This is a genomic window from Streptomyces sp. NPDC001292, from assembly GCF_042896465.1.
GTDB lineage: Bacteria > Actinomycetota > Actinomycetes > Streptomycetales > Streptomycetaceae > Streptomyces.
Genome location: NZ_JBIAXG010000005.1, coordinates 189,656 through 209,296 on the forward strand (window position 1 = coordinate 189,656; position 19,641 = coordinate 209,296).

Sequence of the window (19,641 nt, forward strand, 5' to 3'; positions counted from 1 at the left end):
AGCCGGCTCACTCGACGGAACTGGCAGGCGGGAATCGTGAGGATCTTCGGCAAGGGACGGCACCGGCCCTCCGCCTCCTGGCGGCAGGCCACCGACCGGGCGTTCACGCTGATCGGCGACGGCCGGTACGAGGACGCGGGTGCGCTGCTGACACGCGCCGCCGATCTGGAGCCCTGGCTGGCCGAGTCCTGGTTCAACCTCGCCCTGCTGCACAAGTTCCGGCACGACTGGGAGCAGGCGAGGGCGGCGGGCCTGCGGGCCGTGGCCCTGCTGGAGAAGGAGACCGGGGCTCCCGACTGGTGGAACGTCGGCATCGCCGCCACCGCCCTCCAGGACTGGCCGCTGGCCCGGCGGGCGTGGCAGGCGTACGGCCTGAGGGTGCCCGGAGGCGCGGCCGCCGCCGCGGAGCCGGTGGGCATGGAACTGGGCAGCGCGGCCGTGCGGCTGTCGCCGGAGGGCGAGGCCGAGGTGGTCTGGGGCCGGCGCCTGGATCCGGCCCGTATAGAGGTGCTGTCCATCCCGCTGCCCTCCTCGGGGCGGCGCTGGGGCGAGGTCGTGCTGCACGACGGCGTGCCCCACGGGGAGCGGACCATCGCGGCCGGCCACACCTACCCCGTGTTCGACGAGATCGAGCTGTGGGCGCCCTCTCCGGTGCCCACCTGGGTGGTCCTGCTCGAGGCCGCCACCGAGGCCGACCGGGACGCGCTGGAGCAGCTCGCCGCCGACGCCGGCTTCGCCGCCGAGGACTGGTCGTCGTCCGTGCGGCTGCTGTGCCGGATGTGCTCGGAGTCGCGGATGCCGTCCGACGAGGGCGACGGCGTGCACCTCGACCCGCACGACCACAGCGAGCCGGGGCACCCCGGACCGCTCGGGCACCGCACCGACGGGCAGCTGTGGGTGCCGGAGCGGGAGTGCGGAGTGGCCGCTCCGGCCTCCCTGGTCCGCGGGCTGCTGGACGGGTGGGTGGCGGACAGCCCGGACTCGCGGGACTGGCGGGATCTGGAAGAGGTGTGTTGAGGCCCTCGGTCCACCACGGGTCCGCGGGCGGGTCCGCCGTGGCAGGCCGAGCCCTCCCGGCACGGTCGCATATCGGACGCTCCCGGGCCCGGTCGGGGGCGCGGGCCCCGTACCCTGTATCAGAATTCACTCCCCGTTCTTGTCAGGAAGGCGTACGTCGGTCATGGCGCACCAGGACACCGATCAGCAGCACGCGGGCGTGCTCCCCGTCGACGACGAGGGGTACGTCGTCGACACGGAGGACTGCGAGGAGCGCGAGACGGCCTGGCGCGAGCGCGGCACGTCCCGGCCCATCACGGTCGTCGGGAACCCCGTGCTGCACAAGGAGTGCAAGGACGTCACCGACTTCGGCGAGGAGCTCCAACAGCTGGTCGCGGACATGTTCGCCAGCCAGCGCACCGCCGAGGGCGTGGGCCTGGCCGCCAACCAGATCGGCGTGGACCTGAAGGTCTTCGTCTACGACTGCCCGGACGACGAGGGCGTCCGGCACGTGGGGGTCGTCTGCAACCCCCGGCTGGTCGAGCTGCCCGCCGAGCGGCGCCGTCTGGACGACAGCAACGAGGGCTGCCTGTCCGTGCCCACCGCCTACGCGCCGCTCGCCCGCCCCGACTACGCCGAGGTCACCGGGCAGGACGAGCAGGGCAACCCGATCAAGGTGCGGGGCACCGGCTACTTCGCGCGGTGCCTCCAGCACGAGACGGACCACCTCTACGGCTACCTCTACATCGACCGGCTCTCCAAGCGTGAGCGCAAGGAGGCGCTGCGGCAGATGGCCGAGAACGAGCCGCGCTACCCCGTGGTCGCCAACGACTGAGCCCCCGCAGCCCGTTGGGGGCGAGTGGCCCGTGCGCACGGCGCCCGACCGGAACGTCCGGTCGGGCGCCGTACTTGTGTCCATCACGCATTCGATCCTTTGTGCGTTTCCGGCGATTCGTAATCAGTTACACAAGGGGAGATTCTCCGCATCCCGGTGTGGTGAAGGGAGCAAATCCATTCCCAGAACGGTCAGTTGTGGTGCTGAATGGGGGTGCGGGGATACCGACGGCGTGCGCCCGGCACGACGGACGGGGTGTGCGCCACCGGCGGCTGAGAGGGGTTTGTTCGTGCCAGCTTTCCCATACAGCACCACACCGACAACGACAGCGGTCCCAGTCCCACCATCGCTCGCACTTCCGGTGATCGAGGCGGAGTTTCCCAGGCAGTTGCACGGGTATTGGCCCCAACTCCAGGAGAAGACACGCAGCTGGCTGCTGGAACAGCGGCTCATGCCGGCGGACAAGGTGGAGGAACACGTCGACAGCCTGTGCTACACCGACCTCATGGCGGGGTACTTCATCGGTGCCCCCGACGAGGTGATCCAGGCGATAGCGGACTTCAGCGCGTGGTTCTTCCTCTGGGACGACCGCCAGGACCGGGACGTCGTCCACGGCCGGCCCGCCGCCTGGGAGCGGCTGTGCCGCGCGCTGCACACGGCCCTGGACTCCCCGCAGGACCACCTGCACCACCAGGAGCCCCTGGTCGCGGGGTTCGCGGACTGTGTGCTGCGGTTCTACTCGTTCCTGTCGGCGCAGTGGAACGCCCGCTTCGCCCGGCACTTCCACGCGGTGATCGACGCGTACGACCGGGAGTTCCGCAACCGCACCGGGGACGTCGTGCCCACGGTCGAGGAATACCTCGTGCTGCGCCGGTTCACCTTCGCCCACTGGATCTGGACCGATCTGCTGGAGGCGAGCGCCGGCTGTGAACTCCCGGACGCCGTCCGGAATAATCCCGCGTACCGGTCTCCGGCACTGCTCAGCCAGGAATTCGCCGCCTGGTACAACGACCTGTGCTCGCTGCCCAAGGAAATAGCGGGCGACGAGGTTCACAATCTCGGGATCAGTCTCGTCAAACACGACGGACTGAGCCTGGAGGAGGCGGTGGCGGAAATGCGCGGGCGCATCGAGGAATGCGTATCCGGATTCCTGATCGCGGAACAGGAGGCATTAAGTTTCGCCGACGGTCTGGCGGACGGCACGGTGCGGGGAAAGGAGTTGAGTTCCGCCGTAAGGATCTGCCTCGGCAATATGCGGAACTGGTTCAGTTCCGTCTACTGGTTCCACCACGAGTCCGGCCGGTACATGGTCGACAGCTGGGAGGACCCGGCCACACCCCCGTACGTCGACAACGAAGGGGCGGGTGGCATATGACCGCCGAATCAGTGCAGTCGGAAGCCCGGCACAATGTCCCGGGACCGCACGAGCCACCGGTGGCCGGGGGCGGGGTGCCGCTTCTCGGCCACGGTCTGAAACTGGTCCGCGATCCGCTGGCCTTCATGTCCCAGCTGCGCGACCACGGCGACGTCGTCCGGCTCAGGCTCGGCCCGAAGACGGTGTACGCCGTCACCACGCCCGCCCTCACCGGCGCGGTGGCGCTCAGCCCCGACTACATCATCTCCGGCCCGCTGTGGGAGTCCCTGGAGGGCCTGGTCGGCAAGGAGGGGGTGGCCACCTCCAACGGCGCGCTGCACCGGCGCCAGCGCCGCACCATCCAGTCCGCCTTCCGGCTCGACGCCATCCCCGCCTACGGGCCGGTCATGGAGGAGGAGGCGCACGCGCTGACCGAGCGCTGGCAGCCCGGGGAGACGATCGACTGCGCCTCGGAGGCCTTCCGGATCGCCGTGCGGATCGCGGCCCGCTGCCTGCTGCGCGGCCAGTACATGGACGAGTGCGCCGACCGGCTGTGCGACGCGCTGGCCACCGTCTTCCGCGGCATGTACCAGCGGATGGTGGTGCCCCTCGGGCCCCTGTACAGACTGCCGCTGCCGGCCAACCGCGAATTCAACCGCGCGCTGGCCGATCTGCATCTCCTCGTCGACGAGATCATCGCCGAGCGCCGGGCATCCGGCCGGAATCCGGACGATTTGCTGACGGCATTGCTGACGGCGAAGGACGACAATGGCGAGCCCATCGGGGAACAGGAGATCCACGACCAGGTGGTCGCGATACTCACCCCGGGCAGTGAAACGGTGGGCGCCACGATCATGTGGCTGCTCCGGGTGCTCGCGATACACCCGGAACACGGAGACCGGATCCGCGCGGAGGTCGAATCCGTGACCGGCGGCCGTCCCGTCGGATTCGCCGACGTCCGTGGGCTCACGCACACCAACAATGTCATCGTGGAGACGATGCGTTTGCGGCCCGCCGTATGGGTATTGACGCGGCGGGCGGTGACCGAAACCGAACTCGGTGGCTATCGCATTCCGGCCGGGGCGGACATCATCTACAGCCCGTACGCCGTCCAGCGCGATCGGCGATCGTATCCGGACAACCTGGAGTTCGACCCCGACCGCTGGCTTCCGGAACGCGCCAAGGACGTACCGAAGTACGCCATGAGTCCGTTCGGCGTGGGCAACCGCAAGTGCCCCAGCGACCACTTCTCGATGGCGCTTCTGAGTCTGTTCACGGCAGCGGTGGCGACGAAGTTCCGCTTCGAGGAGGTTCCCGGGTCGGACGGCACGCCCCGGGTCGGTATCACCCTGCGCCCACAGAGGATGCTGGTGCGGCCGGTGTCCAGGTGAACGTGACCGGCGCGGCGCGCGTTCAGGCGGCCTGCGGGCCCCGGAACGCGCGCCGGTAGGAGTTGGGGGTGGTGCCCAGCGCGCGGACGAACTGGTGCCGCAGCGCCGCCGCGGTACCGAACCCCGTACGGTCCGCGATCGTGTCCATGGTCTCGTCCGTCGCCTCCAGCAACCGCTGTGCCAGCAGCACGCGTTGGCGCAGGAGCCAGCGGTACGGAGTGGTGCCCGTCTCCTGCTGGAAGCGGCGGGCGAAGGTCCGCGGCGACATATGGGCGCGGGCGGCGAGCTGCTCGACGGTGACCTCCTGGTGCAGGTGCTCCTCCATCCAGACCAGCACTTCGCCGACCGTGTCGCAGGAGGACTTCGGCAGCGGCCGCTCGATGTACTGGGCCTGCCCGCCGTCGCGGTGCGGGGGCACCACCATCCGGCGGGCGATCTTGTTGGCGACCTCCGGGCCCTGCTCCTTGCGCACGATGTGCAGACAGGCGTCGATGCCGGAGGCGGTGCCGGCCGAGGTGATCACCGGGTCCGCGTCCACGTACAGCACGTCCGGCTCGACCATCGCCCGCGGGAACCGCCGGGCCAGTGCGTCCGCGTGCCTCCAGTGCGCCGCGCAGCGCCGCCCGTCCAGCAGACCGGCGGCGCCCAGCACGAACACGCCCGAGCAGACGCTGAGCACCCGCGCGCCCCGGTCCACCGCCCGGCGCAGCGCGGCCAGCAGCTCCGGCGGGTAGCCGCGCGAGGTGATGGCGTCGGCGGCCGGCACCGTGATCAGGTCGGCCTCCTCCAGCCGGTCCAGGCCGTGCGGCGTCGAGACCGTGAGGCCGGGGACATGGGTGCGCAGCGCCGGGCCCTCCGCGGAGACGACCGCGAAGTCGTACACCGGCAGCCCCTCGTCACTGCGGTCGAGTCCGAACACCTCGCAGACCACGCCGAGTTCGAAGGGGTGCACTCCGTCCAGCAGCACGGTGGCCACGTTCCTCAGCATGGATCCAGTGTGCCCCCGTGGTGGCAGGATTTTGAAGGTGTATGGCAGTCCTGCCACTCACGGTAAGGAGCATTCGGCGTCACAGTGGTGTCCATGACTACGACACAGCTGCAAGGCCTGATCTCGATGGTCGCCGTCCTGGGGCTCCTGGTCCTCATGGTCCTGCCGTCGGTGGTCGGCATCGTCCACGACCGACGTGCCGACCGCCGGATCCGTCAGGCACAGGAGGACCGGGAGGCCAGGGAGGCCCGCGAAAGCCGCGACGAGGCTCAGAAGTCCTCGTCCAGGTCGACGGTGCCCTCCACCGCCACCTGGTACGCCGACGGGCGCCGCTCGAAGAAGTTGGTCAGCTCCTGAACGCCCTGGAGCTCCATGAAGGAGAAGGGGTTCTCGGAGCCGTACACCGGAGCGAAGCCGAGGCGCATCAGGCGCTGATCGGCGACGCACTCCAGGTACTGCCGCATCGAGTCGGTGTTCATCCCCGGGAGGCCGTCACCGCACAGGTCGCGCGCGAACTGGAGCTCGGCCTCGACGGCCTCCCGCAGCATGTCGGTGACCTGCCGCTGGAGGTCGTCGCCGAAGAGGTCCGGCTCCTCCTTGCGCACGGTGTCCACCACGTCGAAGGCGAAGGACATGTGCATCGTCTCGTCGCGGAACACCCAGTTGGTGCCGGTGGCCAGACCGTGCAGCAGGCCACGGCTGCGGAACCAGTAGACGTAGGCGAAGGCGCCGTAGAAGAACAGGCCCTCGATGCACGCGGCGAAGCAGATGAGGTTGAGCAGGAAGCGCCGGCGGTCCGCCTTCGTCTCCAGCCGGTCCAGCTTCTCCACCGAGTCCATCCACTTGAAGCAGAACTCGGCCTTCTCCCGGATGGAGGGGATGCTCTCCACCGCGGCGAAGGCGGCGGCGCGGTCCTCCGGGTCGGGCAGGTAGGTGTCCAGCAGCGTCAGATAGAACTGGACGTGCACGGCCTCCTCGAACAGCTGCCTGCTCAGATACAGGCGCGCCTCGGGGGAGTTGATGTGCTTGTAGAGCGTGAGCACCAGGTTGTTGGCGACGATCGAGTCGCCCGTCGCGAAGAACGCGACGAGTCGGCCGATGAGGTGCTGCTCGGCGGGGCTCAGCTTGGCGAGGTCGGCGACGTCCGAGTGGAGGTCGACCTCCTCCACGGTCCAGGTGTTCTTGATGGCGTCCCGGTAGCGCTCGTAGAAGTCGGGGTAGCGCATCGGGCGCAGGGTCAGCTCGAAGCCCGGGTCGAGCAGGTTCTGGGGTCGGTTGGTGCTGGTCGTCACTGGCAGGCCTCGCAGGACTCGGGGTTCTCAAGGGAGCAGGCGATCGCGTCGGCGTCCGGCGTTGCCTGCTGGGCGGGGACGGTGGCGGGAGTCTGGGCCCGGGCGGCGCGGGCGATGCGGGTCGCCGGGCGGGAACGCAGGTAGTACGTCGTCTTCAGGCCCTGCTTCCAGGCGTAGGCGTACATCGAGGAGAGCTTGCCGATGGTCGGCGTCTCCATGAACAGGTTCAGGGACTGGGACTGGTCCAGGAACGCGGTGCGGGCCGCGGCCATGTCGATCAGACCGCGCTGCGGGATCTCCCACGCCGTGCGGTACAGCGTCCGCACGTCCTCGGGGATCCACGCGAAGTCCTGCACCGAGCCGTTCGCCTCGCGCAACGCCTCGCGGGTGCGGGCGTCCCAGACGCCGAGCTTCTTCAGGTCGTCCACCAGATACGAGTTGACCTGCAGGAACTCCCCGGAGAGCGTCTCACGCTTGAAGAGGTTGGAGACCTGCGGCTCGATGCACTCGTACACGCCCGCGATCGAGGCGATGGTGGCGGTCGGGGCGATGGCGAGCAGCAGCGAGTTGCGCATGCCGACGGCGGCGATCCGCTCACGCAGGGCCGCCCAGCGCTCCGGCCAGGTCAGCTCGACGTCGTAGTGGTCGGGGTGCAGCACGCCCCGGGCCGTACGGGTCTTCTCCCATGCGGGCAGCGGGCCGCTGCGCTCGGCGAGGTCGGCGGACGCCTCGTACGCGGCGAGCATGATCCGTTCGGCGATACGGGTGGACAGGGCCTTCGCCTCCGGGGAGTCGAAGGGCAGCCGCAGCCTGAAGAAGACGTCCTGTAGGCCCATGGCGCCCAGGCCCACCGGCCGCCAGCGGGCGTTGGAGCGGCCCGCCTGCTCGGTCGGGTAGAAGTTGATGTCGACCACCCGGTCGAGGAAGGTGACGGCGGTGCGGACGGTCTCGTCCAGCCGCTCCCAGTCGATGTCCCCGCCGGCCACGAACGCGCCGAGGTTGACCGAACCCAGGTTGCACACCGCCGTCTCGCCGTCGTCGGTGACCTCCAGGATCTCCGTGCAGAGGTTGGAGGAGTGGACGACGTGACCGGGCTGCGCCGTCTGGTTGGCGGTGCGGTTGGCGGCGTCCTTGAAGGTCATCCAGCCGTTGCCGGTCTGCGCGAGGGTGCGCATCATGCGGCCGTACAGATCGCGGGCCGGCATGGTCTTCCTCGCCAGGCCCCGCGCCTCCGCGGCGCGGTACGCGGCGTCGAAATCCTCGCCCCACAGATCGGTCAGCTCGGGCACGTCCGAGGGGGAGAACAGCGACCACTGCCCGTCGGAGTTCACCCGGCGCATGAACTCGTCCGGCACCCAGTGCGCGAGGTTGAGGTTGTGCGTCCGGCGGGCGTCCTCGCCGGTGTTGTCGCGTAGCTCCAGGAACTCCTCGATGTCCGAGTGCCAGGTCTCCAGGTAGACCGCGGCGGCGCCCTTGCGCCGGCCGCCCTGGTTCACGGCGGCCACCGAGGCGTCCAGGGTCTTCAGGAACGGCACGATGCCGTTGGAGTGCCCGTTGGTGCCGCGGATCAGCGAACCACGCGAGCGGATGCGGGAGTAGGCGATGCCGATGCCGCCGGCGTGCTTGGACAGCCGGGCGACCTGGAGGTAGCGCTCGTAGATGGAGTCCAGCTCGTCCCTGGGGGAGTCGAGCAGGTAGCAGGACGACATCTGGGGGTGGCGCGTACCGGAGTTGAAGAGCGTGGGGGAGGAGGGCAGGTAGTCGAGGCGGCTCATCAGCCCGTAGAGCGCCTCGACCTCGTCGACGGACCGCGCGGTGTCGTCCTGCGCGAGACCGGCCGCGACCCGCAGCATGAAGTGCTGGGGCGTCTCGATCACCTTGCGGGTGATCGGGTGCCGCAGCAGGTACCGGCTGTGCAGGGTGCGCAGGCCGAAGTAGCCGAAGCGGTCGTCGGCGACCGGGTCGATCAGCGCGTCCAGGCGGTCGGCGTACCGGCGCGCGAACTCGGCTGTCCGGTCGGCGAGAAGGCCCTCGCGGTGGCCGACGGCGACGGAGTCGGTGAAGGACACGACGCCCTGGGAGGCGGCCTCGGCGCGGATGGCGAGGGTCAGCAGCCTGGCCGCCAGCCGGGAGTAGGCGGGGTCCTCGGAGATGAGCCCGGCGGCCGCCTCCGTGGCCAGCTCGCGCAACTCGGCCTCGTCGGCCCGCGCCGACCGGCCGCGCAGCGCGGCGGCGGCGACCCGGCCGGGGTCGGCGTCGGGGAGGTCGGCGGTCAGCTCGGTCAGGATCCGCAGCAGTGCGGCACCGGGACCGTCGGTTTCCGGAGCTGTGGCTGAAACCGGGTCGGCTGGCGCGATGGTCACGTGGAGCTCTCCCTCGCTGGGCACGGGGCCTCGCCGAGGGCAGGGGGCAGCACACGAGCGCACGCGGCGCCGCGTCCACCGGCCCATTCCACGAGGCCCGGACGTCAGGGCACCCGGACCGGACGGCCGGGCGCACTGTCGGCAGGTCCTCGGACTGACGCTCGTGGCGGCCCATGGGGGCATACGCGCACGAGTACACCGTTGCGGGACAGTTCCGGATTCGCACCGGATTCCCCTGCGGCGACAGTGAGCACGAGCATACATCTTGTGCTGAGTGAGTCGGGCACCCCCATATGTTGTGCCGCGCCGACTCCGGAGCGTGTCAGAATGTCAACTCGTAGGTGAGCAGCCTGATGTCGTCCAGGTACGGGAGGGGGTTCCAGTCCCGCACCGGCGTGCGGACGAAGCCCAGGCGCTCGTAGATGCGGTGGGCGGTGTGCATGGCGCTCTGGGTGGACAGCACCACGCGGACACAGCCCTCCACGGCTCGTGCCCGGTCCAGACAGGCCCGTACGAGGGCCTCGCCGACGCCTCTGCCGCGCGCCGCGTGCGCGACCGCGAGCATCCGTATCTCGGTCTCCCCGGGACCGGCGAGGTCGGCCATGGGGCCCGCGCCGGGGACGAAGGTCACGCCGCCGAGCACCTTCCCGTCCGCCACGGCCACCAGCACCTCGGCCGCGGCCGCCCGTTTGGCCACGTCCCGCAGCTCGCCCAGGTACTCGTCGCTCTCACCGAAGTCGAGGAGCCCGTCCCGGAGGTAGGCCTGGGCGGTGATCTCACCGAGGGTGCCGTACTCGCCGGGTTCCACCGGCCGGATCACGATGTCCATGGGCCAGAGTGTGCCGTACGGGCACGGCAGCGGGCCGCCGGATCGTCTCCGGCGGCCCGTATGGCCCTGCCCGATTGCCGTGTCTCAGTGCGGGGCCGCCGCCGTGGCCGGCGGGAGCTCCACCTCGACGCCCGGGTCACCGGCGTCCGCCGTGTAGTCCTCCGGCCGGGTCTCGTCCACGCCCTGGGGCGCCTTGACCGCCCTCAGCACGAGCGTCAGGACCACCGCGACGGCCGCGTTGAGCACGAACGCCGTCAGACCGATGTAGCCGATCTCGCCGATGCCCGGGATCTCCTTCGCCGAGCCGCCGAAGTGCTTCTGCGTCGGCGAGGCGACCCCGTAGGCGGCGACCGTGCCGTAGACCATGCCGACCGCCCAGCCCGCCAGCAGCGCCCAGCGGTGGAACCAGCGGGTGAACAGGCCGCCGACCAGGGCCGGGAAGGTCTGCAGGATCCAGATGCCGCCGAGCAGCTGGAAGTTGATGGCGACCGTCTTGTCCATGGTCAGGACGAAGACCAGGGCGCCCACCTTCACCAGCAGGGACACGATCTTGGAGACCCGGGTCTCCTCCCTCGCCGTCGCGTGCGGGCGGAGGAAGTCCTTGTAGATGTTGCGGGTGAACAGGTTCGCGGCGGCGATCGACATGATGGCCGCCGGCACCAGCGCGCCGATGGCGATCGCCGCGAACGCCACGCCCGCGAACCAGTCCGGGAACATGTTCTCGAACAGCTGCGGAATGGCCAGCTGGCCGTTCTTCACCTGCACGCCCGCCGCGATCGCCATGAAGCCCAGCAGGGCGAGCAGACCCAGCATCAGCGAGTACAGCGGCAGGATCGTGGTGTTGCGGCGGATCACCTCCCGGCTGCGCGAGGACAGCGTCGCGGTGATCGAGTGCGGGTACATGAACAGCGCGAGCGCGGAGCCCAGGGCCAGCGTGGCGTAGGTCCACTGGCCGGCCGCCGCCGGCACCAGACCACCCGTCCCCGTCGCGGTGAACTTCTGGCCCGCCTTGGCGAACACGTCGCCGAAGCCGCCCAGCTTGATCGGGATGTAGATGATGGCCACCGCGATCACGATGTAGATCAGGGTGTCCTTCACGAACGCGATCAGCGCGGGCGCGCGCAGTCCCGACGAGTAGGTGTACGCCGCCAGCACACCGAAGGCGATCAGCAGTGGCAGGTCCTTCACGAACCAGTGGGTGCTGTCGCCGCCGCCGACGCCCATCACGTCCAGCACGGCCTGGATGCCGACCAGTTGGAGCGCGATGTACGGCATGGTCGCGAGGATGCCGGTGAGCGCCACCGCCAGCGACAGGCTCTTGGAGCCGAACCGGCCGCGGACGAAGTCCGAGGTGGTCACGTATCCGTGGCGGTGGGACACCGACCACAGCCGCGGCAGGAACGTGAAGATCAGCGGGTAGACCAGGATCGTGTACGGCACCGCGAAGAAGCCGGCCGCGCCCGTCGCGTAGACGGCGGCCGGCACGGCCACGAAGGTGTAGGCGGTGTACAGGTCGCCGCCGAGCAGGAACCAGGTCACCCAGGTGCCGAACGACCGGCCGCCCAGGCCCCATTCGTCCAGGCTGTGCTCGTTCTCGGCGCGGCGCCAGCGCGCGGCCAGGAAGCCCATGACGGTGACGAGCAGGAAGAAGAAGACGCAGACGCCGAGCGCGACGCCGTTGACACCGTCCTTCACTTGACCGCACCCCCGTCCTCGGCCGTGGCGGTATGGGCGGTCCCGGCGGCGTGGCAGGTCCGGGCGGCGCGCCGGTCACGCTGCCACAGCCGGTACGCCGTCATCGTCATGGCCGCGGAGAGGACCACCCACAGCATCTGGTACCAGTAGAAGAACGGGATCCCGATGAACACCGGGTCCGTCTTCGCGTACGACCCCACCCACAGCAGCGCCACGAAGGGGGCGACGAGGCAGAGGGCGATGACGACCCGCAAGGGTGTCACCACCGCTCTGGTGGCTTCCGGCGCATTCGACATGTGGCGACTCCGTCCCCTAGCTGATCACCGGCGAGCGTCCGTTGCGGTGCGCAGGCAATCTAGGTCACGGTGTCACGCGTGCGGAATCCCTCGTGCGCATGACACCGCGGAACGCCACGAGATTCTTACTCCATCACAAGACCCTTACTCCTGCGGGCGCTTGAGACGTGCCACGAACTTGTAGCGGTCCCCGCGGTACACCGACCGCACCCACTCCACCGGCCGGCCCTCGCGGTCCAGGGAGTGCCGGGAGAGCAGCAGCATCGGCAGGCCCACGTCGGTGCCGAGCAGGCCCGCCTCGCGCGGAGTGGCCAGCGAGGTCTCGATGGTCTCCTCGGCCTCGGCGAGATGGACGTCGTAGACCTCGGCGAGGGCGGTGTAGAGGGAGGTGTACTTCACCAGGCTGCGCCGCAGCGCCGGGAAGCGCTTGGCCGACAGGTGGGTGGTCTCGATGGCCATGGGCTCGCCGTTGGCCATGCGCAGCCGCTCGATGCGCAGCACCCGCCCCCCGGCGGTGATGTCGAGCAGTTCGGCCAGGCGGTCGTCGGCGGTGACGTAGCCGATGTCCAGCAGCTGCGAGGTCGGCTCCAGGCCCTGGGCGCGCATGTCCTCGGTGTAGGAGGTCAGTTGCAGCGCCTGGGAGACCTTCGGCTTGGCGACGAAGGTGCCCTTGCCCTGGATGCGCTCCAGCCGGCCCTCGACGACGAGCTCCTGAAGCGCCTGCCGCACCGTGGTGCGCGAGGTGTCGAACTCGGCCGCCAGGGTCCGCTCCGGCGGGACCGGAGTGCCGGGCGGCAGCGTCTGGGTGATGTCGAGCAGGTGCTTCTTCAGGCGGTAGTACTTGGGCACGCGCGCGGTACGGACGGTCGCCCCACCCTCGTTCTCCGCACTGCTGACGTCGGTGCTCATGCTCTGCCTTCCCGGCTCCAGTGCCGAAGCGGCCGACGTCGCATCGGCCCCGGTTCACATCGTGGCACGGCTTCGCGTACCGGGTGGTCACCCGCACGCTCCGTGATCTCCTCTGTATACCGTCGTGACTCCGGCTGGTCTAGTCCACCACCCCGGCCAGGGCCGGTGGTCCACCTGGCCGGGGTGGCCGGCGGGTCGCGCACGGTCGCCGCTGGCCCAGTGGAGCGCGAGCGTCCATTTTGCCGGACGAACAATGAAAGGTCCCTGCATATCGCGGTCCCGTAACGGACCGGCTGAGCGGGTCGGCGCAGTCTTGACAGCCCTATTGGTCTGGGCCAAGCTCCCCGTGCTGGTCTACACCATTGGTCCAGGTCCCGGCCCCACGGGCGGTTACGCGCCGACGCTCGGATGTCGCTCAACCGCGGGGAGGCAGGGGGGTTTGTGGCATCCCTGAGGAGGGTGGCGTGAAGCGCAAGCTGGTAGCCGCGATCGGTATCGCGGGCATGATGGTCTCCATCGCGGCGTGTGGGGGCGACAAGGGCGACGGCGGCGGCGAGGCCAAGGGCGGCAACGACGGCTACGCCGGCCAGACGCTCACCGTGTGGGTGATGGACGGCTCCTCCCCGGACCAGTGGCAGAAGGACGTCGCCGCGGCCTTCGAGGCCAGGACCAAGGCGAAGGTCAAGTTCGAGATCCAGCAGTGGGACGGCATCCAGCAGAAGCTGACCACCGCCCTGTCCGAGGAGAATCCGCCGGACGTCTTCGAGATCGGCAACACCCAGACCCCGGCCTACGCCAAGACCGGCGGCCTCGCCGACCTCGCGGACCTGAAGTCCTCGATCGGCGCCGACTGGACCGAGTCCCTCAACAACTCGTCCGTCTACGAGGGCAAGCAGTACGCGGCACCGTGGTACTTCGCCAACCGCGTCGTCCTCTACAACAAGAAGCTCTGGGCGGACGCGGGGATCAAGGACACCCCCAAGACCCGTGACGAGTTCTACGCCGACCTCAAGAAGATCGGTGACAAGACGGGCGCCGAGCCGATCTACCTGCCCGGCCAGAACTGGTACCACTTCGTCGGCCTGGTGGTCGGCGAGGGCGGCGAACTGGTGAAGAAGGACGGCGACAAGTACGTCTCCAACCTCGGTGACCCCAAGGTCGCCGCCGCCATGGAGACGTACAAGAAGTTCCAGGCCCTGTCCAAGGCACCCAAGGACAAGGACGAGGCCACCCCGCAGCAGGGCGAGGTCTTCGCCAAGGGCAAGGTCGGCGCCTTCATCGGCATGGGCTGGGAGGCCGGCACCGCGATCAAGGCCAACCCGAAGATCGAGAAGGAGATCGGCTACTTCACCATCCCGGGCGCCACGGCCGACGAGCCCGAGGGCGTCTTCCTCGGCGGCTCCAACCTCGCCGTCGCCGCGGGCAGCAAGAAGCAGGAGCTCGCCAGGGAGTTTCTGAAGATCGCCCTCTCCGACCAGTTCGAGGGCCAGCTGGCCAAGGAGAACGGCGTCATCCCGAACAAGGAGTCGCTGCAGAGCAACCTCCAGGGCAACGCCGTCGCCGAGGCCGCTGCCCCGGCCGCCGCGGGCGGCGGCACCACGCCGCTGATCCCGGAGTGGGCCGCGGTGGAGAACGAGCCGAACCCGGTCAAGGCCTACATGACCGCCGTGCTGAACGGAAAGTCCCCGGCCGAGGCCGCCAAGCAGGTCGAGGGCGATTTCAACAAGCGCCTGGCGCAGAAGCAGTAGCACCGGGTGAGCCGGGGCGGGGCAGCCGTACGACGGACGGCCCCGCCCCGGCACCTGTACGCGCGTCGACGTACTCAGGGCCTCTCGTTTGGATCACGCCGGGCTCGCGGGCCCTGGCATCGCTCCCCCAAGCTCTTCGAGCAGGGGGTACCCCCAGCCGCGTTGCCGTCGGTCGGCGGGGCTCCGCCCTGCCGACCTCCTCCGCCTTGCGATGCTCCCCCACTGCCTGAAGGGCGTGGGAGGTGCCCCCGGCACCAGACCCGCTCCCTGATCCGGCCCGATCCGAACGAAAGACCCTGGGCCGAGAAGAAAGATCGCGAGCATGACCGTGCAGACCGAACGGCCGCCCTCCGGCCCGGTGGACGCCCGCAGGGCGGCCGGCCGGGCACCCGGCGGTCCGACACCGCGAGCCGCCTCGCGCAGCGGCGGGCTCGCCCCCTATCTGTTGCTGCTGCCCGCCTGCGCGGCCACCGTGCTGCTGCTCGGCCGGCCGCTGCTGAAGGACTTCCTGCTGTCGTTCCAGAACCTCAACATGGCGCAGCTGATCCAGCACGTCACCGAGTGGAACGGCATCGACAACTACAAGGAGGTCCTCACCGGCGAGGACTTCTGGCGGGTCACCCTCCGCTCGATCCTGTTCACCGCGGTCAACGTCGCCCTGATCATGGTCCTGGGAACGCTGGTCGGCCTGCTGCTCGCCCGCCTCGGCAAGCGCATGCGGGTCACCCTGCTGCTCGGTCTCGTGCTGGCCTGGGCGATGCCGGTGATCGCGGCGACCACCGTCTACCAGTGGCTGTTCGCCCAGCGCTTCGGCGTGGTCGACTGGGTGCTGGACAAGCTCGGCTGGCACTCGATGGCCGACTACAGCTGGACCAGCGGCCAGATGTCGACGTTCTTCGTCATCACCGTGCTGATCGTGTGGATGTCCATCCCGTTCGTCGCGATCAACCTGTACGCGGCGACCACCACCATCCCCGCCGAGCTGTACGAGGCCGCGGCCCTGGACGGCGCCGGCGTCTGGCGGAGCTTCACCACGGTCACCCTGCCGTTCCTGCGGCCCTTCCTCTACGCGACGACCTTCCTGGAGATCATCTGGGTCTTCAAGGCGTTCGTGCAGGTTCTCGCCATCAACGGCGGCGGCCCGGACCGGCTCACCGAGATCCTGCCCGTCTACGCCTACGTCGAGGGCGTCGGCAACCAGCACTACGGCATGGGTGCGGCGATCGCCGTCCTGACCATCCTGATCCTGCTCGGCCTGACCGCGTACTACCTCCGGATCGTGCTCAAGCAAGAGGAGGACGAGCTGTGAAGCGCTCGCTCTTCGGCCGCCTGTGGCCCAACGTCACGGCCGTCGTCCTGTTCACCGGCTTCGTCTTCCCCGTGTACTGGATGTTCTCCACGGCGTTCAAGCCGACCGGCGACATCATCTCCGAGGACCCGGTCTGGTTCCCGGTCGACGTCACCTTCGAGCACTTCAGGACGGCGACGGAGGTCGACCACTTCTGGACGTACGTCACCAACTCGCTGACCGTCACCGTCCTCGCCGTCGTCTTCGCGCTGATCGTCGCGCTGGCCGGCTCCTTCGCCCTGGCGCGGATGCGGTTCAGGGGGCGGCGCGGCTTCGTCATCGGCTTCATGCTGGCCCAGATGGCGCCCTGGGAAGTCATGATCATCGCCATCTACATGATCGTGCGGGACGCGTCGATGCTGAACAGTCTCGTGCCGCTGACGCTCTTCTACATGATGATGATCCTGCCCTTCACCATCCTGACGCTGCGCGGCTTCGTCGCCGCCGTGCCGAGGGAACTGGAGGAGGCGGCCATGGTGGACGGCTGCTCCCGCATCACGGCCTTCCGCCGGGTCATCCTGCCGTTGCTCGCGCCGGGCCTGATGTCCACCTCGATGTTCGGCTTCATCACCGCCTGGAACGAGTTCGCCCTCGTGCTGGTGCTGAACAAGGACGCCGAGGCCAAGACGCTGCCGCTGTGGCTGTCCGGCTTCCAGACCGCCTTCGGCGACGACTGGGGCGCGACCATGGCGGCCTCCTCCCTCTTCGCCATCCCGATCCTGATCCTCTTCGTCTTCCTCCAGCGCAAGGCCGTCAGCGGCCTGACCGCCGGCGCCGTGAAGGGATAACACCACCCGATGACGACACTCGCCAGCGGAGCCGACACACTCACCCGCGACGCGCTGACCGTCCTCCAGCCCGGCTTCACCGGGACCACGGCCCCCGACTGGCTGCTCCGGCGCCTCGGCGAGGGCCTGTCCTCGGTCGGTCTGTTCGGCCGGAACATCGCCTCGCCCGAACAGCTGGCCGCCCTCACCGCTCAGTTGCGCGCCGAACGCGAGGACGTTCTGGTCGCCATCGACGAGGAGGGCGGCGACGTCACCCGTCTGGAGGTGCGCACCGGCTCCAGCTTCCCCGGCAACCACGCGCTGGGGGCGGTGGACGACGTGGAACTGACCCGGGCCGTCGCGCGCGAACTCGGCAGGCGGCTGGCCGAGTGCGGAGTGAACTTCAACTGGGCGCCCTCCGCCGACGTCAACTCCAACCCCGGCAACCCGGTCATCGGCGTACGGTCCTTCGGCGCCACCACCGACCTGGCCGCCCGGCACGCCGCCGCCTACGTCACCGGCCTGCAGTCCGCGGGTGTCGCCGCCTGCACCAAGCACTTCCCCGGGCACGGCGACACCGCCGTGGACTCCCACCACGCGATGCCCCGCATCGACGTGGACGCCGGGGTGCTGCAGGAGCGCGAACTGGCCCCGTTCCGCGCGGCGATCGCCGCCGGCAGCAAAGCGGTGATGAGCGCCCACATCCTGGTGCCGGCCCTGGACCCGGACCTTCCTGCAACGTTGTCCCGCCGGGTGCTGACCGACCTCCTGCGCGGCGAACTCGGCTACGAGGGCCTGATCGTCACCGACGGCATGGAGATGCGGGCCATCGCGGACAACCACGGCATCCGGCGCGGCAGCGTCCTGGCCATCGCCGCCGGAGCCGACGCGATCTGCGTGGGCGGCGGACTGGCCGACGACGAGACCGTGACCGGCCTGCGCGACGCCCTGGTCGCCGCGGTCCGCTCCGGGGAACTGCCCGAGGAACGGCTGGCGGACGCGGCCGACCGGGTCCGCGCCCTCGCCCGCTGGACCGCCGCGGCCGCGGGCCCGGCCGGGACGCGGGGGGCCGCCGACCCGGAGGTCGGGCTGCGGGCGGCCCGGCGAGCGCTGCGCGTCACCGCCGCGGAGGGCTTCACCCCGCTCACGGATCCGCCCTACGTCGCCGCCCTCACCCCCGTCGCCAACATCGCGGTCGGCGACGAGACCCCGTGGGGCGTGGCCGCCGAGCTCTGCCGCCTCCTGCCGGGCACCCGGACGGGCAGCTTCGCCGGCGAGGACGCGGGCCGCGCGGCCCTTCAGGAGGCCGGCACCCGGCGTGTGGTGGCCGTCGTCCGCGACGAGCACCGCCACCCCTGGATGGCGGCCGCCCTGGACACCCTGCTCGCGGCCCGCCCGGACACGGTGGTCGTCGAGATGGGCGTCCCCCAGGCGCCCCCGCGCGGCGCCCTCCACATCGCCACCCACGGCGCGGCCCGCGTCTGCGGCCGAGCGGCGGCGGAAGCCATCACGGGCACGTGAACCGGTAGCCGGACCTCCGCACCGCCGGTCCCCGGCGCTCGAACCTCCACGTCACCGTGACCTCGCTGCGCACGACCGGCGAGGCGGAGAGGACGGCGGCCACCGCCGAGGCGTCCCGCAGGGCCAGGAGCGGGGGATGTGTTCGTCCCGGCGGCCCCGGGTGGTCGAGCAGGCCCGGGAGGCGTCCTGCGGGGCCCGGAGCCGGGAGGTGGTTCCTCCCGGCCGAACCGGGCGTGCCGGCCCGCGCGCCGGCGCTGGGACGGGGGCGGGGCAGCACAGGTCCCTCGGATCGGCACCCGCCCGGCGGGACGGCCGCCCGGCGTAGCCGGGCCCTCGGGCCTGCTCGGCGCCGCGGTCGCGACCCCGCCACCGCCGCCGTGGCGGCAACACGCGCGGTGGCCGCCTTGAACGTGGAGCTCACGGCGGTCCACGCGGCGACGCCGACCGCCCCCTGCGGGGTGGCCGGCGTCGGTGTGTTCCGGGCCGGGTGAGTGGCTAAATGCCCTGCCAGGCCGGCTTGTTGGCGTACGAGTGGCGGAAGTAGTCGGCGAGCTTCAGCTTGGACGCGGCGGCCTCGTCGACGACGACCGTCGCGTGCGGGTGGAGCTGAAGTGCCGAGGCGGGGCAGACGGCCGCCAGCGGTCCCTCGACGGTCGCGGCGACCGCGTCCGCCTTGCCCTCGCCCGTGGCCAGCAGCACCAGGTGCCGCGCCTCCAGGATCGTCCCGATGCCCTGCGTGATGACGTGGTGCGGCACCTGGTCGACGTCGCCGTCGAAGAAGCGCGCGTTGTCGACGCGGGTCTGCTCGGTCAGGGTCTTGATCCGGGTGCGCGAGGCGAGCGAGGAGCACGGCTCGTTGAACCCGATGTGCCCGTCGGTCCCGATCCCGAGCAGTTGCAGGTCGACTCCGCCCGACTCGGCCAGGGCCCGGTCGTAGGCCGCGCAGGCCGACCGGACGTCCTCCGCGGTGCCGTCGGGCCCGAGGAAGGCGTCCATCCCGATGCCGAGGGGCTCCAGCACCGCCCGGCGCAGCACCGAGCGGTAGGACTCGGGGTGATCGGCGGGCAGCCCCACGTACTCGTCGAGCTGGGCGATCCGCGCCCGCGAGAGGTCCGCGGCGCCGGAGCGCACCTTGGCCGCCAGCGCCTCGTACACGGGCAGGGGAGTGGAGCCCGTGGCCACACCGAGCAGGGCGTCGGGCTTGCGCCGGAGCAGCTGCGCCATCGCCTCGGCGATGAGTTCGCCGCCCGCTCTGGCGTCCGGAACGATGACAACTTCCACGCTGGGCCTGCCGATCTGAGGAGGATCT

The 19,641-nt window shown here is 70.3% G+C and carries 17 protein-coding genes and 1 riboswitch; of the genes, 9 read left to right on the forward strand and 8 right to left on the reverse strand.

The window, feature by feature from the left end:
- The first annotated feature begins 36 nt into the window (after positions 1-36).
- From ACFY4A_RS08745 to ACFY4A_RS08760, 4 genes are all read left to right on the forward strand, one after another.
- Entirely contained in the window at positions 37-1,017 is a 981-nt protein-coding gene (locus ACFY4A_RS08745) for a tetratricopeptide repeat protein (protein WP_390828693.1), read from the forward strand.
- Positions 1,018-1,180: 163 nt separating this feature from the next.
- The gene (gene def, locus ACFY4A_RS08750; RefSeq protein ID WP_390828694.1) at positions 1,181-1,831 is read left to right on the forward strand and encodes a peptide deformylase; all 651 of its coding nucleotides are present in this window, start codon (positions 1,181-1,183) and stop codon (positions 1,829-1,831) included.
- Between the two features lie 289 nt (positions 1,832-2,120).
- Positions 2,121-3,206 (forward strand): epi-isozizaene synthase, encoded by a 1,086-nt coding sequence (gene cyc1 / locus ACFY4A_RS08755; protein ID WP_390828695.1) that lies wholly within the window; start codon positions 2,121-2,123, stop codon positions 3,204-3,206.
- Positions 3,203-4,576 (forward strand): cytochrome P450, encoded by a 1,374-nt coding sequence (locus ACFY4A_RS08760; protein ID WP_390828696.1) that lies wholly within the window; start codon positions 3,203-3,205, stop codon positions 4,574-4,576. The genes cyc1 and ACFY4A_RS08760 overlap by 4 nt, the downstream gene beginning before the upstream one ends.
- A 22-nt stretch (positions 4,577-4,598) precedes the next feature.
- Here ACFY4A_RS08760 and ACFY4A_RS08765 read toward each other — a convergent pair whose 3' ends face one another.
- Positions 4,599-5,564: a helix-turn-helix domain-containing protein gene (locus ACFY4A_RS08765; RefSeq protein ID WP_390828697.1), complete on the reverse strand. Its 966-nt coding sequence runs from the start codon at positions 5,562-5,564 to the stop codon at positions 4,599-4,601.
- Positions 5,565-5,657: 93 nt separating this feature from the next.
- Here ACFY4A_RS08765 and ACFY4A_RS08770 point away from each other — a divergent pair, with 93 nt between their 5' ends.
- Positions 5,658-5,921 carry a hypothetical protein gene (locus ACFY4A_RS08770; RefSeq protein ID WP_390828698.1) on the forward strand — a complete coding sequence of 88 codons (264 nt, stop codon included), beginning with the start codon at positions 5,658-5,660 and terminating at the stop codon, positions 5,919-5,921.
- Here the strand turns inward: ACFY4A_RS08770 and ACFY4A_RS08775 are convergent.
- The 6 genes from ACFY4A_RS08775 to ACFY4A_RS08800 form a co-directional block, all read right to left on the reverse strand.
- Positions 5,834-6,790: a ribonucleotide-diphosphate reductase subunit beta gene (locus ACFY4A_RS08775; RefSeq protein WP_390828763.1), complete on the reverse strand. Its 957-nt coding sequence runs from the start codon at positions 6,788-6,790 to the stop codon at positions 5,834-5,836. The genes ACFY4A_RS08770 and ACFY4A_RS08775 overlap by 88 nt on opposite strands.
- A 62-nt stretch (positions 6,791-6,852) precedes the next feature.
- Complete coding sequence (locus tag ACFY4A_RS08780; RefSeq protein ID WP_390828699.1) at positions 6,853-9,219, reverse strand: ribonucleoside-diphosphate reductase subunit alpha; 2,367 nt, start codon at positions 9,217-9,219, stop codon at positions 6,853-6,855.
- 122 nt (positions 9,220-9,341) lie between these two features.
- Positions 9,342-9,496: riboswitch (cobalamin riboswitch) on the reverse strand.
- Between the two features lie 45 nt (positions 9,497-9,541).
- Positions 9,542-10,048 carry a GNAT family N-acetyltransferase gene (locus ACFY4A_RS08785; RefSeq protein ID WP_390828700.1) on the reverse strand — a complete coding sequence of 169 codons (507 nt, stop codon included), beginning with the start codon at positions 10,046-10,048 and terminating at the stop codon, positions 9,542-9,544.
- Between the two features lie 84 nt (positions 10,049-10,132).
- Positions 10,133-11,743, reverse strand: coding sequence for a monocarboxylate uptake permease MctP (mctP, locus tag ACFY4A_RS08790; RefSeq protein WP_390828701.1), 1,611 nt, complete (start codon positions 11,741-11,743; stop codon positions 10,133-10,135).
- Positions 11,740-12,039: a DUF3311 domain-containing protein gene (locus ACFY4A_RS08795; RefSeq protein ID WP_390828702.1), complete on the reverse strand. Its 300-nt coding sequence runs from the start codon at positions 12,037-12,039 to the stop codon at positions 11,740-11,742. Before ACFY4A_RS08795 ends, mctP begins: the two co-directional genes overlap by 4 nt.
- Before the next feature lie 144 nt (positions 12,040-12,183).
- Complete coding sequence (locus ACFY4A_RS08800; RefSeq protein ID WP_141358515.1) at positions 12,184-12,948, reverse strand: GntR family transcriptional regulator; 765 nt, start codon at positions 12,946-12,948, stop codon at positions 12,184-12,186.
- A gap of 464 nt (positions 12,949-13,412) precedes the next feature.
- Between ACFY4A_RS08800 and ACFY4A_RS08805 the strand changes: the two genes are divergently transcribed.
- The 4 genes from ACFY4A_RS08805 (at position 13,413) to ACFY4A_RS08820 (ending at position 18,332) form a co-directional block, all read left to right on the forward strand.
- Entirely contained in the window at positions 13,413-14,696 is a 1,284-nt protein-coding gene (locus ACFY4A_RS08805; protein WP_390828703.1) for an extracellular solute-binding protein, read from the forward strand.
- Between the two features lie 322 nt (positions 14,697-15,018).
- On the forward strand, positions 15,019-16,005 hold the full coding sequence (locus tag ACFY4A_RS08810; protein ID WP_390828704.1) for a carbohydrate ABC transporter permease: 987 nt from the start codon (positions 15,019-15,021) through the stop codon (positions 16,003-16,005).
- On the forward strand, positions 16,002-16,832 hold the full coding sequence (locus ACFY4A_RS08815; protein WP_390828705.1) for a carbohydrate ABC transporter permease: 831 nt from the start codon (positions 16,002-16,004) through the stop codon (positions 16,830-16,832). The genes ACFY4A_RS08810 and ACFY4A_RS08815 overlap by 4 nt, the downstream gene beginning before the upstream one ends.
- Before the next feature lie 9 nt (positions 16,833-16,841).
- Positions 16,842-18,332 carry a glycoside hydrolase family 3 protein gene (locus ACFY4A_RS08820; RefSeq protein WP_390828706.1) on the forward strand — a complete coding sequence of 497 codons (1,491 nt, stop codon included), beginning with the start codon at positions 16,842-16,844 and terminating at the stop codon, positions 18,330-18,332.
- 495 nt (positions 18,333-18,827) lie between these two features.
- Here the strand turns inward: ACFY4A_RS08820 and nagB are convergent, their stop codons facing one another.
- Entirely contained in the window at positions 18,828-19,613 is a 786-nt protein-coding gene (gene nagB / locus ACFY4A_RS08825) for a glucosamine-6-phosphate deaminase (RefSeq protein WP_390828708.1), read from the reverse strand.
- Positions 19,614-19,641 lie beyond the last annotated feature (28 nt).

Bases quoted from the DNA above. Each gene is read 5' to 3' on its own strand.
- def (WP_390828694.1), top strand. From the start codon at position 1,181: ATGGCGCACCAGGACACCGATCAGCAGCACGCGGGCGTGCTCCCCGTC.
- ACFY4A_RS08775 (WP_390828763.1), bottom strand. From the start codon at position 6,790: ATGCGCTACCCCGACTTCTACGAGCGCTACCGGGACGCCATCAAGAAC.
- ACFY4A_RS08785 (WP_390828700.1), bottom strand. From the start codon at position 10,048: ATGGACATCGTGATCCGGCCGGTGGAACCCGGCGAGTACGGCACCCTC.
- ACFY4A_RS08760 (WP_390828696.1), top strand. From the start codon at position 3,203: ATGACCGCCGAATCAGTGCAGTCGGAAGCCCGGCACAATGTCCCGGGA.
- ACFY4A_RS08795 (WP_390828702.1), bottom strand. From the start codon at position 12,039: ATGTCGAATGCGCCGGAAGCCACCAGAGCGGTGGTGACACCCTTGCGG.
- ACFY4A_RS08820 (WP_390828706.1), top strand. From the start codon at position 16,842: ATGACGACACTCGCCAGCGGAGCCGACACACTCACCCGCGACGCGCTG.
- ACFY4A_RS08770 (WP_390828698.1), top strand. From the start codon at position 5,658: ATGACTACGACACAGCTGCAAGGCCTGATCTCGATGGTCGCCGTCCTG.
- ACFY4A_RS08765 (WP_390828697.1), bottom strand. From the start codon at position 5,564: ATGCTGAGGAACGTGGCCACCGTGCTGCTGGACGGAGTGCACCCCTTC.
- ACFY4A_RS08800 (WP_141358515.1), bottom strand. From the start codon at position 12,948: ATGAGCACCGACGTCAGCAGTGCGGAGAACGAGGGTGGGGCGACCGTC.
- ACFY4A_RS08810 (WP_390828704.1), top strand. From the start codon at position 15,019: ATGACCGTGCAGACCGAACGGCCGCCCTCCGGCCCGGTGGACGCCCGC.